General features: G+C 46.2%; 16 protein-coding genes. 7 read left to right on the plus strand and 9 right to left on the minus strand.

Translation table 11 applies throughout. The annotated features are described in order from the left end of the window. Positions 1 to 10: 10 nt before the first annotated feature. The gene (locus CPIN_RS24665) at positions 11 to 1,900 is read right to left on the minus strand and encodes a RagB/SusD family nutrient uptake outer membrane protein (protein WP_044219638.1); all 1,890 of its coding nucleotides are present in this window, start codon (positions 1,898 to 1,900) and stop codon (positions 11 to 13) included. A 20-nt stretch (positions 1,901 to 1,920) separates the two neighbouring features. Then, on the minus strand, positions 1,921 to 5,088 hold the full coding sequence (locus CPIN_RS24670) for a SusC/RagA family TonB-linked outer membrane protein (RefSeq protein WP_012792576.1): 3,168 nt from the start codon (positions 5,086 to 5,088) through the stop codon (positions 1,921 to 1,923). A 366-nt stretch (positions 5,089 to 5,454) separates the two neighbouring features. On the opposite strand from CPIN_RS24670, the gene CPIN_RS24675 reads away from it, so the two are divergent. Further along, positions 5,455 to 6,219 carry a hypothetical protein gene (locus CPIN_RS24675; protein WP_012792577.1) on the plus strand — a complete coding sequence of 255 codons (765 nt, stop codon included), beginning with the start codon at positions 5,455 to 5,457 and terminating at the stop codon, positions 6,217 to 6,219. A gap of 263 nt (positions 6,220 to 6,482) precedes the next feature. Here CPIN_RS24675 and CPIN_RS24680 read toward each other — a convergent pair whose 3' ends face one another. Both CPIN_RS24680 and CPIN_RS24685 read right to left on the minus strand, forming a co-directional pair. Continuing rightward, positions 6,483 to 6,905, minus strand: a complete 423-nt coding sequence (locus tag CPIN_RS24680; RefSeq protein WP_012792578.1) for a hypothetical protein — start codon at positions 6,903 to 6,905, stop codon at positions 6,483 to 6,485. A 42-nt stretch (positions 6,906 to 6,947) separates the two neighbouring features. Then, positions 6,948 to 7,376, minus strand: coding sequence for a hypothetical protein (locus CPIN_RS24685; RefSeq protein WP_012792579.1), 429 nt, complete (start codon positions 7,374 to 7,376; stop codon positions 6,948 to 6,950). Between the two features lie 120 nt (positions 7,377 to 7,496). On the opposite strand from CPIN_RS24685, the gene CPIN_RS39490 reads away from it, so the two are divergent. Together CPIN_RS39490 and CPIN_RS24695 are read left to right on the plus strand one after the other, a co-directional pair. After that, positions 7,497 to 7,628, plus strand: a complete 132-nt coding sequence (locus CPIN_RS39490) for a hypothetical protein (RefSeq protein WP_272867902.1) — start codon at positions 7,497 to 7,499, stop codon at positions 7,626 to 7,628. A 214-nt stretch (positions 7,629 to 7,842) separates the two neighbouring features. Continuing rightward, positions 7,843 to 11,967: a sugar-binding protein gene (locus CPIN_RS24695; RefSeq protein WP_044219645.1), complete on the plus strand. Its 4,125-nt coding sequence runs from the start codon at positions 7,843 to 7,845 to the stop codon at positions 11,965 to 11,967. Positions 11,968 to 12,184: 217 nt separating this feature from the next. On the opposite strand, the gene CPIN_RS24700 is transcribed toward CPIN_RS24695, so the two are convergent. Together CPIN_RS24700 and CPIN_RS24705 are read right to left on the minus strand one after the other, a co-directional pair. Further along, positions 12,185 to 12,577, minus strand: coding sequence for a hypothetical protein (locus CPIN_RS24700; RefSeq protein ID WP_012792581.1), 393 nt, complete (start codon positions 12,575 to 12,577; stop codon positions 12,185 to 12,187). An 11-nt stretch (positions 12,578 to 12,588) separates the two neighbouring features. Next, a complete protein-coding gene (locus CPIN_RS24705; protein ID WP_012792582.1) occupies positions 12,589 to 12,942 on the minus strand; it encodes a hypothetical protein in 354 nt (117 codons plus the stop codon). A 201-nt stretch (positions 12,943 to 13,143) separates the two neighbouring features. On the opposite strand from CPIN_RS24705, the gene CPIN_RS24710 reads away from it, so the two are divergent. Both CPIN_RS24710 and CPIN_RS24715 read left to right on the plus strand, forming a co-directional pair. Next, positions 13,144 to 14,040 carry a LysR substrate-binding domain-containing protein gene (locus CPIN_RS24710; protein ID WP_012792583.1) on the plus strand — a complete coding sequence of 299 codons (897 nt, stop codon included), beginning with the start codon at positions 13,144 to 13,146 and terminating at the stop codon, positions 14,038 to 14,040. A 78-nt stretch (positions 14,041 to 14,118) separates the two neighbouring features. After that, positions 14,119 to 14,388: a hypothetical protein gene (locus CPIN_RS24715; protein WP_012792584.1), complete on the plus strand. Its 270-nt coding sequence runs from the start codon at positions 14,119 to 14,121 to the stop codon at positions 14,386 to 14,388. Positions 14,389 to 14,392: 4 nt separating this feature from the next. Here CPIN_RS24715 and CPIN_RS24720 read toward each other — a convergent pair whose 3' ends face one another. The 3 genes from CPIN_RS24720 to CPIN_RS24730 form a co-directional block, all read right to left on the minus strand. Continuing rightward, on the minus strand, positions 14,393 to 14,863 hold the full coding sequence (locus CPIN_RS24720; protein WP_012792585.1) for a hypothetical protein: 471 nt from the start codon (positions 14,861 to 14,863) through the stop codon (positions 14,393 to 14,395). A 2-nt stretch (positions 14,864 to 14,865) separates the two neighbouring features. Beyond that, positions 14,866 to 15,246 (minus strand): SRPBCC domain-containing protein, encoded by a 381-nt coding sequence (locus tag CPIN_RS24725; RefSeq protein WP_044222394.1) that lies wholly within the window; start codon positions 15,244 to 15,246, stop codon positions 14,866 to 14,868. 178 nt (positions 15,247 to 15,424) lie between these two features. After that, positions 15,425 to 16,093 (minus strand): NAD(P)H-dependent oxidoreductase, encoded by a 669-nt coding sequence (locus CPIN_RS24730; RefSeq protein WP_012792587.1) that lies wholly within the window; start codon positions 16,091 to 16,093, stop codon positions 15,425 to 15,427. Positions 16,094 to 16,193: 100 nt separating this feature from the next. Here CPIN_RS24730 and CPIN_RS24735 point away from each other — a divergent pair, with 100 nt between their 5' ends. Further along, positions 16,194 to 16,571, plus strand: a complete 378-nt coding sequence (locus CPIN_RS24735; protein WP_012792588.1) for a winged helix-turn-helix transcriptional regulator — start codon at positions 16,194 to 16,196, stop codon at positions 16,569 to 16,571. A 103-nt stretch (positions 16,572 to 16,674) separates the two neighbouring features. Next, on the plus strand, positions 16,675 to 17,151 hold the full coding sequence (locus tag CPIN_RS24740) for an RNA polymerase sigma factor (RefSeq protein WP_012792589.1): 477 nt from the start codon (positions 16,675 to 16,677) through the stop codon (positions 17,149 to 17,151). Positions 17,152 to 17,153 lie beyond the last annotated feature (2 nt).

Below are 17,153 nucleotides of genomic sequence, written 5' to 3' on the forward strand. Positions count from 1 at the left end.
TTTTAACAGGTTAATGGAATGGATTTTTTACAATCTTCGGATTATTGTTCAGCACAGATTGATTGATCGCTGTATAGTAGTTCCCCAGCCGGAAAAAGCGGGGTGCTCTGAAACGGGGCGCTACCATCTTCACAAATACATACTTGCCGTCTCTCGCAGCATCTCCCGGACGGATCACACGATAAGGATACAAGGCGTAGATCATCGCATCCGGACTGGAAGTACTGCCATTCCATACCTTATCCGCCGTTCTCCAGCGTTTGAGATCCCATAAACGGTGATCTTCGAACGCCAGTTCTACCCTGCGCTCATTGCGGATCCGATCGATCGTCAGTGTCGTCAGACTATTAGGCCCAAAACCTGCTCTTTCGCGCAGTGCATTGATATAAAGCAGCGCATTGCCTGTCTGTCCCAGCTCAAATGCCGCCTCCCCCGCGTTCAGATAAATCTCTCCCAGACGGAACCATACCCACCATACATCACTCTGTACGCCACGGGTACTCGTCTTATCATTCGCATCGATAAACTTACGCAGATAGAATCCTGTATTGGATACTTCCTGTATAGAGCGGTGCGGACCAGAAGTACCTGTCAGCAGTTTACCATCGCTGTAAGTGGTACCCAGATCGCTGCCCTCCACGATATCATAGGCATTACGACCCGCGTTCCATACAAGTACGCCCGCCTGAATAGATACCGGCAAACTCTTAAACGACGTACCCGGATAGATAATCGTACCATACAGACGCGCATCTTTATTGCTGAAGATATCAGCTACATTGTTGTAGTAGATATAGTCTGTATTATCAGCAGTACGTGTCTTCAACGCCCCATTTGTTCCGTCTTTGTATTCATAAGCCTCCACCAGGTTCAGCGAAGGCACCACAGAAGAAGAGCCCAGGTTGTCCTCTCTGATACCACGGGCAATATTGTCATAAGAAAACACATGCTTGCGGGTGGGCAACAGGAAGTCTTTCACAAAGATCGCTTCCCTGTTATTCGCCTTCTTGGTCACCGCTTCATAGAAGTTTTCTCCCAGATCCGGATTGTTCTTATACAAAGCATAAGGACCACTGTTGATGATTTCTTTGGATGCATCCAGGGCTTTCTGATAATAGCCATTCGCCATACCAGCGGGAATACCCACTTCTCCACCTGCAGTGGTAATAGGCGCGGCCATAAGACCGTTATACTTTGCCAGTGATCCCGCATATAACATCGCCCTGCTCTTTAATGCAAGTGCGGTGTATTTGTTGGCGCGGGTAGTACTACCGTCATTGCCGATCAGGTCTTTAATCGCATCTACTTCCGAAGCAATGAAATCATACACCTCCGATTCCTTTGCACGTGGTTGCTGAAGACTCTCCACATTACCGGAATAATCATACACCAGTTGTTTGGTTACAAGGGGTACGCCGCCTAACCGTTTTACCAGGTTGAAATAATTCAATGCGCGCAGGAAACGTAATTCAGCGGAATATTGTTTCTTTGAAGCATCGGACAGCTTTATGCCATATTTCTCGATATTTTCCAACGCCAGGTTGATATCCCTGATGTAAGTGTAATTCCAGAGATACCAGCTGTCATAACCATAAGAAGTGATGTTATTGCGGCCATCTTCATTAGATTGACCACTCCACATCCCCTCGTCATAGTTCGCCAGATTACGCCACTGAAAAAGCCGGCCATCGGCGCCTTCATTATTGACATCGGTCAACCCGCTCTCTGCAGGTATCCTGTCATAAAAATTCGCCAGCAATGCGACGATCTGTTTAGGATCATTCCATACCTGCTCGTCTGAGAGGATGGTGCGTGGTTCTCTGTCGAGCCAGTCTTTCATACAACTGGTCAGCAGGAACAGTCCCGTTGCCATCAGGCAGTATATATAAAGTCGTTTCATGATTCGTGGATTAAGATGCATTAAAAGGATACGTTAAAACCAAAGTTGTACAGCCGTTGCTGCGGATATACCAGGCCATTGGAAGAACCAATCTCAGGATCTATCTCATACTCTTTCACGTTGTCTATAGAGAAGAGATTTGTGCCATTGGCATACACACGCAGTCCGGAAATACCAATCCTCTTGACAAACTCACGGGAGAAGTTGTAAGCCAGCTCCAGGTTTTTCAGTCGGATATACCTTACGTTGGTGATCCAGAAATCGTTTACAGCGTAATTCACATGAGTAGTATTATCCTTTCTGATAGCAGGGTATTTGCCACTTACCCATTTGCTGTCTGCATTATAAGGATCTTCTCTATGCCAGCGGTCTGTCAGCATATAGGCAGGAGACGAACCATTATTCTGGAAAGGATAACGCAGCTCCCAGTCACGCAGGAAAGACTGCATTGCAGCTCCTGCAAAATCAAAGCGCAGAGAGATCCCTTTCCAGGATACACTACTGTTGATACCAAAGCTGACATAAGGCTGCGCACCCTGCGCATAACCGATAGGACGCTGGTCCTGTCCATTGATGATCTTATCGCCGTTGACGTCTTCATACATAAAATCGCCCGGTAATTCGGTACGGTTACCCTGTCCGTCATTGTCGATACCATAGTTTTTAATCTGCTCTTCCGACTCAAAACGGCCCGTCACATGATACCCCCAGGTGATATTCGACCAGCGGTCTTCAATAGAGTTTCGGTATTTATCCCATGCATTACCAAAACGCGGTTTATAAGTACTGACGCTTCTCAGTCGTGCATAGGTGGCATTCACGCCGATGGAATAACGCACATCTCCGGAAGTACCGGTATAAGTCACCATACCTTCGATACCACGTGTTGCATCTTTATTGAGGTTGGCATTCGGCAGCGAATAGCCCACTTCACTAGGCAACAATACGTCATAACGGGCTGCTGGCAGTCCTGAGCGACGGCGTTCAAACACATCCAGTTGTCCGCTTACACTGTTGTTCAGGAGCGTAAAGTCAAGACCTAGGTTGAAGTTTTTATTCTTCACCCAGGATAGTTCTGTTACCGGTAAACCACGTGGTCGCAAACCAATTACATAACTACCATTCATTACAGCGCCTCCCTGGTTGAAATTATAACCGGCGAGATAGTCAAATGCATTTGGTGCATTCCCGTTGGAGAAACCGATCTCGCTACCCGTTTCACCATAGGAAGCTCTCAGTTTAAGGTCATTCAGCACATTACCGAACTTCCCTTTCAGCCAGGATTCTTCGGAGACCCTCCAACCGAGTGATACGCCCGGGAAGAAGCCCCAGCGTTTACCCGCAGCGTAGAGGTAGGAACCATCATAACGACCAAGTATTTCCAGCAGGTATTTGGATTTATAGTCATAGTTGATCCTGCCGATATAACCTGCTCTGGCTTCCAGGTTCCACTCATCTGAGAGATAGTCCTGTTCAACCAGGTACTGTACAGGCACATAGTTGTTCGTAGGGATGGTATGCACCACATAGTATGAGTTTTCATAGTCCGACAACTCATATGCTGCAATAGCGGAAACATTATGGTTCTTGAATTTACGCGCATAGCTCAGCTGAAACTGTGCATAACGGGAAATAACATTTCGCTTATGTCTTTCACGCCATGGATTCTGATTACCAAAGCCTGGTTCGGTAAAATAGCTGTCTGTGTTCGCATCGTATTTATACGCGTTCCAGGTATACTCAAAGCCGTCAAACTCCTCGTTGAGATAGTTGTAGGAGTATACGCCTTTCAGGCTCAGACCGAAATCAAAATCATACTGCGCATTCAGATTGACGTTCATCCCTCTCCACCATTCGTCCAGGTAACCGGTCACGTCATCTCTGTAAGTCACAGGGTTAACGTTTACGTTATGCGTCTGATGAATATAATTGGGATTATCATTCGCGTAAGGGCTTTCCGTAGGCCACATACTGAAGATGCTCAGGAAGGGATTGAAATAGTCATCCAGACCGGGTACACCTACGTTATGACGTTTTTCAAGACGGCCACTGATCTGTGTACCGACTTTTAATCCTTTCGCCAGACTAGCCTCCAGGTTGGCCTGCAGATTGGTACGCTCATAGGTAAAGTCTTTCACGAGCGCGTCCTGACTCAGTCTGCTGACAGACATATAATAACTGGTACGCTGTGAACCACCGGAAGCATTCGCACTGATGTAGTTCTGAGGTACATTAGGGCGGAGTACTTCCTTGTAGTAGTCATAACTCTTATAACCTTTCTCCGTTCCGGCTTCCCATTTCGAAAGTTCGCCGGGCGTATACAGCAATGACGGATCACGGCCGAGATTCTGTTCTGACTCTACAAGTGCGCGCACATATTGTCCGGCATTCGCCGGATATGGGTAACGCGTAAAGTTCTGGAAACCGTAATAACCAGACAGGTTAATACGCGGTTGTTCATTCTTCGTTCCTTTTTTGGTAGTAACGAGTACCACGCCATTACTGGCGCGCAAACCATAAATGGAAGCAGAAGCATCTTTCAGGATGGTGATGCTTTCAATATCCTCCAGACCTAGTGTATTGAAGATATCCTGTCCGGAGCCGGTGGTTAATCCGAAGGCGGATGTAGCCGTATTACCTGTATAAGGCACCCCATCGATAACGAAGAGCGGCGTACCCAGGTTACGGATCTGAAGATTGGTACCATTACCCGGACGGGAATCGGTGGCACGGGCCGTTATACCCGGCATTTTACCCACGAGGGCAGCCGACGTGGTCGTAGCAGGTGTTCGTACGAGATCGTCCGATTTAAGGGTACTAACGGCGCCTGTAACGGAGGCCTTTCGTTGCGTACCATAACCTACCACGACAATGTCTGTCAGATTACTGGCCTGTGAGGAGACAGTGATCTGCAATTTTGCTTCCCTTCCCAGTACAAGCTCCTTGGTCTGGAAACCTACGATGCTGACGGTAATAACAGCGCCGGGCGTGGCCTGAATGGAAAACGAACCATCATTCTTCGTGACCACTCCTTTGTTACTGTTCCTCACTGATACGGTGGCGCCCGGAATGGGAATGCCTGTGGAATCTGTTACTGTTCCTGAGTAAGTAACGTTGTTTGTCTGCTGCGAAAAGCCTTGGAGGAAAGCAAATAGCAACAGCACTACGAGTACGTAGAGCGTTTTCATAACGTTGGGTTTAGTTGTGTGTTTTTTTCGAGGTTTGTTAATTGCGCTACAGTTCCTGGCCGGTCAGTACCTCCGGCGTTTTTCATGCTAACGGTGAAATTCAGAAATGAATATAATATAAATGTCAAACATACAGTTATTTATTTTCAGACTTTTTTATAGGATAGAGAAGCGGCATGACAGCAGTGATTCTTTTCGATATTCGTCAATCAATGTTCGTATCATGTTTGTTATTATCTGATACACAGATCAGCATATTAAAGAATGACGAAAACTGATACGACGCCTATCATATGATGGTCAAATCAGCACATCGGGGATCATGAATTCTTTGCCGTATATTTATGGATAACCAGATATATCTTTATGGCAAAACAAACCTCGCTGATCACCTTCACCGGCAAACTCGGTAACATGATTGGCTATCAAAGAAAGAACCATTACTTCCTGCGTAGTGCACCGGATACAGTCCGGCAAACGGAAAATACCCGGCGTGCAGCGAAACGCTTCGGCTCCGCAAGTAAAAAAGGCGCGCTCATCCGTCACGCTTTTTGTGGGCAAATGGAGGGGGATATAGACGGAACACACGTCAACCGTCTTACTAAGGCATTCATCATGAATGGGAGAAATCATGAGGCTGCACTCAAGGGTTTCCGCTTCAATCAGTATACGGGCATTGACCACTTCTTTTCAATAGCGCCTGCATGTTCACCGGAAGGAGTCGTACATATTCCTGCACAGCTACTGCCGGTGATTAAAGGCAGCACAGCGCTTGAAGTAAAAGTGATCACTGCTACCGTCAGCTTCGGTACACAGCGTATTATACATACTAATATACATATTCTGACGCTGAATCCCGGTGAATATTTTGCAGGTGCATTCTTTAAGATAGACCAGAGTAGTACAGGTATATCAGTGGTAACAATACAAGTGAGAGCGCTTCGGGAGGGAATACCTTCCTACAGTAAAAAACACATGGCTGCGGATATTATCGCAGTGATCACACCTGAAAGAGAGTATACTTCTGATAAAGCTGCTTATGTACAACAGCACTTTTCACATAACTTATCTGAGGTTCATTTTACGAATGCTCATTTGCATCAGTCACCTGTATTTATTCAAAGAGAATAGATAATACGCTACCTGAAAGATATAAAATGGTTATTAAGATAGATTGTCGTTTTTGTTTATTGAATGCCCGGTTTCCCGGATGCCTGCGGAGCTTTACCGCAGCGGAGCGTGCATTCCCTCCTGCCCCGTCATACAGGAATACTATTAATAATTGCACACATTGATCTAAAGAGAATCAATTCGCGATCAAGTCCACGTATACGTCGGGTATGTAGCGGCGATACATCCTGTTTATCTGCTATAAACAGGATATTTAACAAACGTCAGACTGGCGTCGACGTCTTCATCACATAAAATGCAGTGATCAGGTTTTTGAATTCTTCTTCGGTATATCCCTCTTTCACATGCACCTGGCGTACACATTTCTTTCCCTCAAATACGTTCAGTATAGCGTCCTTCGCCTCACCTGTCGACCCTGAATGAATCAGTTCCAGCCAGATGTCCTGTACATGATAGCTGACAACATTCCTGATCAGTAACTTAGCGCCTGTCAACACAAGCATATTGTCTTCCAGCACAATAGAATAAGTCTTTTGCTGTCTGCTGGCAATAGTCAGCAAGATCAGAAACGCCAGGAAAAATACCCATACCCCATCACGGGAATAACAGAACATCACCAATGCGATCAGCCCAATGCCCACTCTCATCCAATGCTGTACAATATTATACTCAGTACCAAGCTTCATTTAATTCTTAATTTTTAATTCTTAATTCCTAATTCCTAATTCCTAATTATTCACCCCCTGTCCGGCAATCTTAAATTTCTCCAGTTTAACGATCAGCCGCCTGAAATCAGCTTCCTCAAATCCACGGTTGGCATACACCTGATGTATACATTTCGTTCCATTGAAGATATGCAGGATCGCCTCTTCAGGATTTTCCTCCCCACCAGGATAAACCACCTCCAGTCTGATATGCTGGATGTCCCTGCTGGTCGTCCGCTGAATAAAGAACTTGAACCAGGTAATAGTGATCCTTTCTTTATCCAGACGAATGGTAAAGATAAATGGTCTGACGCCGATCAGCCACACTGTCAATGCGATATAAGTAAACAACACCCAGGGACTATATTCCAAAAATGTCATCGCCGCAAGAAACAGGCCCCACACTCCTAACAAGACATATCCGATCTGGGAGAAACGAGCTTTAATTTCCATGGTATAGGTATTTCATAGGTAGCGCTAAATTAAACAAAATATCCGGCCAAAAAATGACATGAAATACCTGGGAAAACATCAGACTGATGAAGGCAGTCCCCCTCCAGAACACCTATATCAATGAAGGTAGTTATATATCTGCAGCCTACTGATAATGAGAAAATTAAAGAAGAAGACCTGCTTGCAACCGCCCGTATTTTCTATATTTTCTCCGTACTACTTGCCCATTTCAGCCGACTTCTTTTCCTTTGAGATACCACGGATGAAAATATTACCACGTTGTTGAAAATGAGAGGCCCCTGGAAAACACTCCTGTCTCTAAATACCTACCATAATGAGAAAACCCGTTTCTTTTCCCTCGAAAGCGGAACATTCCGCGTCAATTACGCAGGCTGGTCCTGCCCGGCTCAGGTACCTGAGGAAAATTCCTTGCTGGTACCGTACGATATGCTTTTTACTGTTACTGATGCAAAGTAGCGTACTGCTGGCGCAAAGCGATGGCTTACCTCGCGGCGCATACCAGATGCCTTACACCCGTTATGAAGCAGAAAATGCAGCCTTAGACGGAGGTGCAGCCCTGGAGCAATCACCTCAGTTCATTCAGACACAAATCGCCTCCGAAGCATCTGACCAGAAGTATGTCAGTCTCGCTACAAATGGCGCAGGTGTTGAATGGACCCTTACGCAGCCCGCACAAGGGGTGAACCTGCGTTTCACCATGCCTGATGACAATACAGGCGCAGGCCGTACCGGTAGCCTCGGTTTGTATGTCAATGGCGTTAAAGTACGTACGATCAACCTTTCCTCCTACTGGGCCTACCAGTACTTCCCGGCTGCCGACCCAGTGCAGACGCCCGGAGGAAAAACCTTCATGCGTTTTGATGAAGTCCATTTCCGGCTCGATGCGCCCATGAATGCAGGCGACAAACTCAGCATCCGCAAAGACAACAACGACGCCATTACTTATGGTATCGACTTTGTGGAAGTAGAAGCTGTCCCTGCAGCCTTGCCGCTACCAGCCAATTTCCTGTCTGTTGCAGATTATGGCGCTACCGCCAACGACCAGACAGACGACTTTGCGGCGTTCAATACCTGTATCGCCGCAGCGGCTTCACAGGGTAAACACGTGTATATCCCGGCAGGTCGTTTCCTGTTGAGCGATAAACTGGCCCTGAATGTCAGCAACATGAAAATCCAGGGCGCAGGCATCTGGTACACAGACGTTAATTTCTCCACCGACAAACAATTTTATGGCGGCTTTATGGGCCGTGCCAGCAATGTAGAGATCTCTAATTTTACACTCAGTACAATCAACAATGACCGGCTGAAATACGACGAATCCAATCCGAGACTCCCTGGTGAAATGTACAAAACCTATAAAGGTTTTATGGGTACTTATGGCACCGGCTCCCGTATACACGATATATGGGTGGAGCACTTCGAATGCGGTTTCTGGATAGCTGGTTACGATCCCCCTTATCCGATCGACATCACTAACAACCTGGTTATTTCCAGATGTCGTATCCGCAACAACTATGCAGACGGTGTAAACTTCTGTCAGGGTACTTCGAACTCCGTAGTGGAACAATCCAGCGTACGGAATAACGGTGATGATGGTCTGGCCGTATGGCCTGCCAACGCAGCAGGCAATAACGCTACCTGTCGTAACAACATCTTCCGGTACAATACCATCGAAAACAACTGGCGCGCAGGCAGTATCGCCCTGTTCGGCGGTACCGGACATGAGATCCATCACAACCTGATCAAAGACGGCGTGGGCGGTTCCGCAATCCGTTTTACCAACGACTTCCCCGGCTTTACGTTTGAATATCCTGGTGATCTTATCAAAGTATATGAAAACACCATGATCGGTTGTGGCACGAGCTATGACCTGTGGGACCAGAAAAGAGGTGCGATCGAATTCTATGCAGGCGGTACCGGTATTTTCAACATGCAATTTGACAACAATACCATTCTGCGCTCGCAACGCGACGGTATCCAGATCTACGGCAATAATCTGCATCACCTCGTATTCAATAACACCACCATCGACGGTACCGGCCTCGATCCTGTTGTAAGAGATGTGCCTTCTGACGTATACGGCGGTTTCGGACTATATGTCCAGGCAGGATCGCAGACGGCCACATTCAACAACCTGACAGTCACCAATGCTGAATCAGGCGCGTACCTTAACCGGAATAACAGCTTCCAGCTGATCATCCAGAACATCAACATTCCCGTATCAGGCGTGAATATCAAACCGGCGAATGATACCACCCTCACAGAAGGCCAGGTATTGCAGCTGTCAGCTGATATCATCCCTGCTGATGCGACCAACAAAAACGTCACCTGGAATAGTTCTAATCCTTCTGTAGCAACAGTAGACGCCAGCGGTAAAGTGACCACTGTAGGTATCGGTACAGCCAATATCACTGTGACTACGGCCAGCGGTAATTTCACCGCTACGCGTAAAGTAACAATACTACCCGGCGTGAATATCACTGCGACTTTACCGAATGCAGCTGAAGGCGGCGCAGCAGGCAGATTTACAGTCAGCACCTCTTCCCTGTCACAAAGCATTAATGTGAAATATGCGGTATCCGGTACCGCCAGCGCCAATGATTACAATGCCAACCCTCCACTGAGTGGCACAATCACACTAACGCCGGCACAACCATCCGCAGTCATCAACATTACAACAGTGGATGACGCCGTGTTTGAAGGTCCGGAAACATTACGCCTGACCTTAAAACCGGATGCTTCCTATAAACTGGGCGGTGATACCATCGCCACCATTACGATTGCCGATAACGATAATCCTCCTTGCATATCACCTGTCATCGCACAGGTATCCGGTACGGCCCCTGTCATTGACAATACAATCGATGCAGCATGGTCTATTGCTCCGGTGAGGAATATCAGCAATGTCATATTAGGTGGACTACCTTCCGATTATGCTGGTAAATGGAGAGCCATGTATGATAATACCAACCTCTATCTGTTGATAGAAGTCAATGATGCAACCCGCATTTCCGACTCTGGCGCCAGCTGGTGGGAAGATGATGTTGTAGAAATATTCCTGGACGGCGACAACAGTAAAGGAAGTGCCTACGATGGAGCAAACGACTTCCAGCTGGGCTTCCGTTGGAATGACAATGTAGTACACACCGGCTCCAATTCTGCAACGAGAACAACAGGTATCAACTTCAGACAATATACCACTGCAACCGGTTATAACCTGGAAGTGGCTATTCCGTGGACAACCATCGGAACAACACCAGCTGTAGGTAAACCTATCGGACTCGACATACAGATCGACGATGATGATAACAATGGTACACGGGATGCGCAGATCGCTTCTTTTGCCACGAATACCACGGCATTCTCCAATCCTTCCGTATTTGGTACCGTATACCTCACCACCTGCAGCGGTCCGCAGAATCAGCCGCCTGTGGTAAATGCCGGCGCAGACATTACATTGGCGGCTAATACCACAACGGTTACTTTACAGGGTACAGGCTCAGATCCTGAAGGGAATGCAGTGACCTACAGCTGGACAAAAGTAAGCGGTCCTGCCGCTACGATCAGCAATACAGCCATTGCCAATCCTGTTATCAGCGGTCTGACAAACGGCAGCACTTATGTGTTCCAGTTGACCGTAAATGATGGTACATCGTCTTCCAGCGACCAGGTACAGGTGATAGTAGGCTCAGTCATTGATCCGAATCAACCGGGTACTATACAGGCAAGTCCTGCTGCCGGTACGATCACCGTAAATGGTAATCTGAATGAAAGCAGCTGGAATCTATCACAGTCGATCAGCAAGGTAACCACCGGTTCGCCTAACAACACAGCCACCTTCGGCGTACTCTGGGATGCAAACAACCTGTATATCGGTGTAAAAGTGCTGGACGGCTCCCTCTATGCAGATTCTCCTGATCCATGGGATAATGATGCCGTTGAAATCTTCATCGACGCCAACAACAATAAAGGAAGCACTTTTGACGGACGCGATAACCAGTTCATCAAAGCATACAACAGCAGTTCCCTGTTCAGTAAAACAGCTGTAACAGGCATACAACACGCCTATGCTGCTATCACCGGCGGATACACCATAGAGATGAGTATTCCGTGGTCACAGTTGAATATTACGCCTGCTGCAGGCGTATCCTTCGGTTTTGACGCAGCGTATGACGATGATGATAATGGCGGAGCGCGTGACGGTCAGGCAGTATGGTTTGGTTCCTTATTCAACTATGAAAATACTTCAGGATATGGTACGGTGATACTGGCCAACAGTTCACCGGCAGCCGTAGCGGCAGCAGTCGCCAATGAAGTTATTGCAAAGCTGAAAGAACCTGCTATACAGATCTTACCTAACCCTGCTACGGATGGTCAGGCCAAAGTGATCATCTCCAACTACAGCGGTCAGGGACACCTGTTTGTCTATGATCTGAGCGGCAGACAGGTATATGCGGCCAAAGCACAGCCGGAAGTAAGATTGAACCTTCCGCAGTTGCCCAAAGGCGTATACGTTGTAAAATTCACCTATGGTGAAAAAGCAATTACGAAAAAACTATTGATACAATAAAACACCAGATACTTAAAACTACAACACCTGCTTCTAAATAAAGCAGGCGTTGTAGTTTGAGGTATTTAACAAAGGATGAACTCATAATTTAATTTCGATATTTTTACATTTCCTACAGCCCCTCCATATCTAACCTGGCAGCCCTTTCACATCAATTCTTAATTCTTAATTCCTAATTCTTAATTGATCCGGTATAGGGATAATGACAGACCGCGGATCATCCTTCTATTTTAGGTGTTGCACTCAGTGGTGTATAACGTGCTTTTGCTTTTCTTCTGCCTCTGAAGAACAGATAGAGGTTCAGGAACAACATGAGACCCAGGTTAATACAGAAACCGCCTATTTTAGTACTCAGCGCTTCTACCATATCCCGGTTGTCAAGCAAACCACGCGTGATCTCCATTACCCAGAAAGCAAAACCCAGATTGATCAGGTAAAATCCTGTTTCAAAGAGTTTGTTAGTGGCCAATGCGATATCAGACTTGCCGTTAAAAATATCCTGCATGAATACTTTACTGTTCTTAAATAAAGTATGCGCTACATACCATGTTAGAAAAATAACGATCGGCAGATAGATCAGGTAAGCGGTGAAATTGAGCGTTCTAGCCATACAACAGTGTTTTAAGGGTGAAGAATTGTTTTATTTCGTTTACTGATAAAGTAAATAACAAGCATGTTGATATAGTGCATAACAGCCAGTGTCATCACTATCTTTCCGGTCATCACGGTGATGGACAGAAACAGTTCCACCCAGTTGTGAATTGTGCTCCAGGTACTGATCATCAATGCAGCATATCCCAGATTGACCAGGTAATAGCCGATTAGTAATATGCGGTTAATAGCGTCAGTGAGAGACACATCATCCTTCAGCAGACCGAGTATAAAAACCCTGCCGTTACGAAAGAATACAAGGCCAACACGCACAGTTATCAGGTAGGTGATCAGGAGATAAATGATGTAAGCGAGTGTGTTCATACCGGGTACATTCAGGTGACTGGCAGAAGGTTGCTTTTGTGATACAAACCTAGGTATTAATATTCGAACTTTCAAAATATTCTGAAAGTTTCATTGTGTAAAAATCATAAGTAACTGATATTCTATTTGATAGTTTTCCGCCTGATGAACTCTTTTGGAACAGACTGGTATTTTAAATACCTTGGATACAAATAAAAGCCTATGTTATCGACCCGGCATCTGGTATTTATGGAAGTGGCCCGTGAAAGGAGTTTTTCGAAAGCAAGCGAAGTATTATTCATCTCACAGCCCGCAGTGAGCAGCCATATTAAAAGCCTGGAAGAACAGTATCAGACGAAACTATTTGAGCGAAAAGGACTCCATATAGAGCTGACAGAAGCCGGGCAGTTATTATACAAACGGCTGCTGACAGTAAAAATGATCCAGCAGGAGACGGAGTTCGACATTTCCGTCATGAAAGACAAATTACAGGCTACAGGCAGACTGAACCTGGGCGCGAGCACTACAGCCGCCCTATACATACTACCCCGGGTAATGTCCGCCTTTAACCAGGAATATCCCAGGGTGGAGATCTCCCTGCTGAACAGGAACAGCGAAATCGTGCTGGATGCCCTCCTGAACAATGAAATAAATATCGGGGTGACCGAAGAAAAAGGTAAGCTCAGTAATGTGACTTATCAGCCCTTTTTAAAGGATCAGATCGTAGCAGTATGTAGTCATAACAATCCCCTGGTAAGAAAGAAGGAATACCCCCTTAAAGAGATCCTGAACATGCCCCTCGCCATCCGTGAACGCGGCAGCGGTACCCTGGAAGCAATCAAACAGGGGTTGAAGAAAAGTAAGATCGGCCTTGATGATCTCAAAATTAACGTCCGGCTTGGCGGAACGGAAGCATTAAAGAATTTCCTGGTAGAATCCGGTTGTGTAGGATTTTTGTCTACGCGTTCGATTGTCAAGGAGTTACAACTTGGAGAACTGGCGGTTTTACAGTTCGAAGGCCTGCGTATCGAACGTAGTTTTTACTTTATTCAGCGCAAAGGTGAAACCAGCGAACTGAATAAGCGTTTCATCAAATTAGCAAAATCTATCTATAACTAAATCTTATGGCTCATAAGATTTCCATATGGCTTTGATTATAACCTAAGGGCTACATTTGTCGTACAAACAAGTGCTTTTATGAACATCCTTTTTTACTACGAAGAATTGTATAATACGACTACTGAAAGATTGAAAACGTTAGCTGGTCTCTCTATACAACACAAGAACAACCTGCTTAGACAAATGAAGGAACATACGCCAACTTTCTTTACTACCAGTTCCGACATTGAAACGCTTGCAAAGAAGGCAGTTGCCTCTTTAGGAACCATGTTGTGCCCGGAAGCCTCCGCAGAATATGCTGGTATGAGTAAATTGCTGGAAATGGATATGTCTGAAGGCGCTGAATAGCAGCTTACAACCGCTCAAGCTGCCTTTGGTAATCATATTGGAGATCTTCATGTTGCAGTGAAATAGATTTCTCAATCTTTTTCACCTGTTGCACGTATAGCTTTGTGAGCGCTACGCTCTCTCCTATCTTGAACCCCGCTTTCTTTACCTTCGTACAGAAATACAACAACAATTCTACTTCGGCCTGTTTAGAGCCGGTATACTTGATATGCTTGTTCGTAGCGCGGAGGATCTTGCGGAGATGCTTCTTCACAAAATAAATATGCTGTTTAGGAGCTTCTGCAAAGGCTTCGTCCATCTCCTGCTTGACAGACTCTATATAACTCTGCAGGTCGTGGGATTCAAACAACAGATAGTTCAGCAGTTCCTTATTCTCCTTCTTGAACTTAGCCAGACGCAGACATAGTTCCACCAGCTGTGCCGGTGGAACCTCCTGCAATTCTTTCTTTAATTCGCTGACACTGGCGGCTTTCATCACTATTCAGTATAAAAGTCAATCAGTGCGCCAAAGTAAGTCTCATTCCATCCACCTACGATGTCTTCGTAAGCTTCGTCTGGTATATTGGTATGCCTGAGTTCAACGTCGGTGCCTTTTTTGTTCGGATGCAGGATGATCGTCACAATAGACGCATCTTCCTGTTCACCGAAATACCACTCCTGCACAATTTTCTTATCTTCTTCAAATTCCAGGTTCATCCCTACAATACTATCGCCCCAGAGGGAGAATTCCGTACCAGGCTCGGTAGACATTTCCGCAGGCTCGCCCGTCCAGAGTTGAATAGTAACCGGATTGGTGAGCGCTTTATAGAGGTCTTCCGGCGGCGCCGGGATGATGAAGTGTTTTTTGTAGTCTTTCATGGGCGCGAAGGTAGGGAATAAACAGCTATAATTTACTTGATAGTAAGCGGGAAAGTCTTCAGTATATATCCAGGGAGAAATCGTTAATAACAGCGGCAGGATGCTTATAGATGGCCTCTTTAATTGATCGGGAAGCATAAACGAACATAGGTATAAGAAAAAAAATCCAGCATAATGCTCAATACCCTCCTACGACGATGGGCTGTTCCTCAAAAATCCCTTCTAAACGCGTGCCCCAGTCAACTAACAGCGTCTCCCGCTCCTCCACAGATTGTCTGACCGGCGCATATACCACCTGTGGCGCCAGCACACTAAACCCTACAAATTCCAGCATACCACGGTGTACCGGTTTCAGAATACCCGCCAGATCCCCATGTAATCCATCCTTCAGATAACTTTCCTCCGAGCCTCCCGTCGTAAGTGACAACAGCGCCTTCTTCCCTTGCAGCATACCGGTTTCATAACAGCGGCTATTGCCATAAAACCGCCCCATCGCAAATACGCGGTCTACCCAGCCTTTTAATACACCCGGTACCGTGAACCACCACAATGGGAATTGCCAGATCATCAGATCACACCATTCCACTTTCTGCTGCTCCTGCGCAATATCTGCCGCAAAACCAGCACTTTCCACCGCATGCATTTCTTCCAGCTGCTGTTTAAAGAATGCCGCATCATAAGTAGTGGTAAAATTATTCCGGTCAGACACCGGGTTAAACTGTGCCCTGTAGAGATCAGATACCTGCACCTCATGCCCCGCCGTGGTCAGTACCGCTATCGCCCTTTCAAACATTGCCCCATTCATACTCTTCAATTCCGGATGGGCTAGTACAATCAGTATTTTCATATTTTTATCCCGTTTTATGGTAACAGCAGCAAAATTATACTGCTGCACATTACCAGGTACCAGTGCAGCTTATTGTATGCAGCACACAAAAGTGTAAGTAATGGGAAAAAGAAAAATCACATCCAGCAATTCGCTCAATCTGCAAAAGCTGATCGGCTTCTGCGGAATGATGTATGCCGTCGACATGCTGGCAGGAAGATGGAAACTCGTCATCCTGTATAAACTGGAAAAGAAAACGCTTCGTTTCGGCGAACTCAAAGCCATTATCCCCGAAATCTCCGACCGGATGCTCACCCTACATTTACAGGAACTGGAAAAGAACGGCCTGGTCATCAGGACCGCCTATGCCGAAATTCCTCCACGGGTGGAGTACCGGCTATCCGACAGTGCCCGGAAACTAACCCCTATCTGGCAACAACTGGAAGAATGGGCCATAGACCATAAGACCCTCATGGATAAAAATATCCCCGATTTGTAAGCCCTCCTGTAAGTTTTCTGAAAAAGCTGCAACTAACAGTTTCGTAAAGCAGGCATTAACGCCGCCGGAAAAGCAGAACGAATATCATCATCAATAAAAACACATGGATGAAACGCAGTTTTTACAGCTAATCGAACAACACCAACAGATCATTCATAAGATCTGCTGGCTCTACCGGGATTCCCCGGAAGACAGGGAAGATCTCTTTCAGGAGATTGTATGCCAGTTATGGAAATCAGCTCCCTCATTTGAAGGCAGATCCCGGTTCAGTTCCTGGCTGTACCGCATTGCTATCAATACCGCCCTGACTGCCTTCCGCAGGAAACAACCTGATCTCAGATACCCCTCCGTCCTTCCTGATATGCCGGCAGGCATACCGGATGACAATGAACAAATGGAACGCCTCCGGATAGCAATCCGGCAGTTAAATGATACAGACAAAGCAATTATCACGCTGTATCTCGAAGAACTCAGCTACCAGGAAATAGCAGCTATTACAGGCATGACGGAGAATAATGTCGGCGTGAAGATCAACAGGATAAAAAACAAATTGCATCAACTATTACAGCAAAAAAAATGACC

Origin of the sequence: Chitinophaga pinensis DSM 2588 (genome assembly GCF_000024005.1) — a bacterium.
In the GTDB taxonomy this organism is placed as follows: Bacteria; Bacteroidota; Bacteroidia; order Chitinophagales; family Chitinophagaceae; genus Chitinophaga; species Chitinophaga pinensis.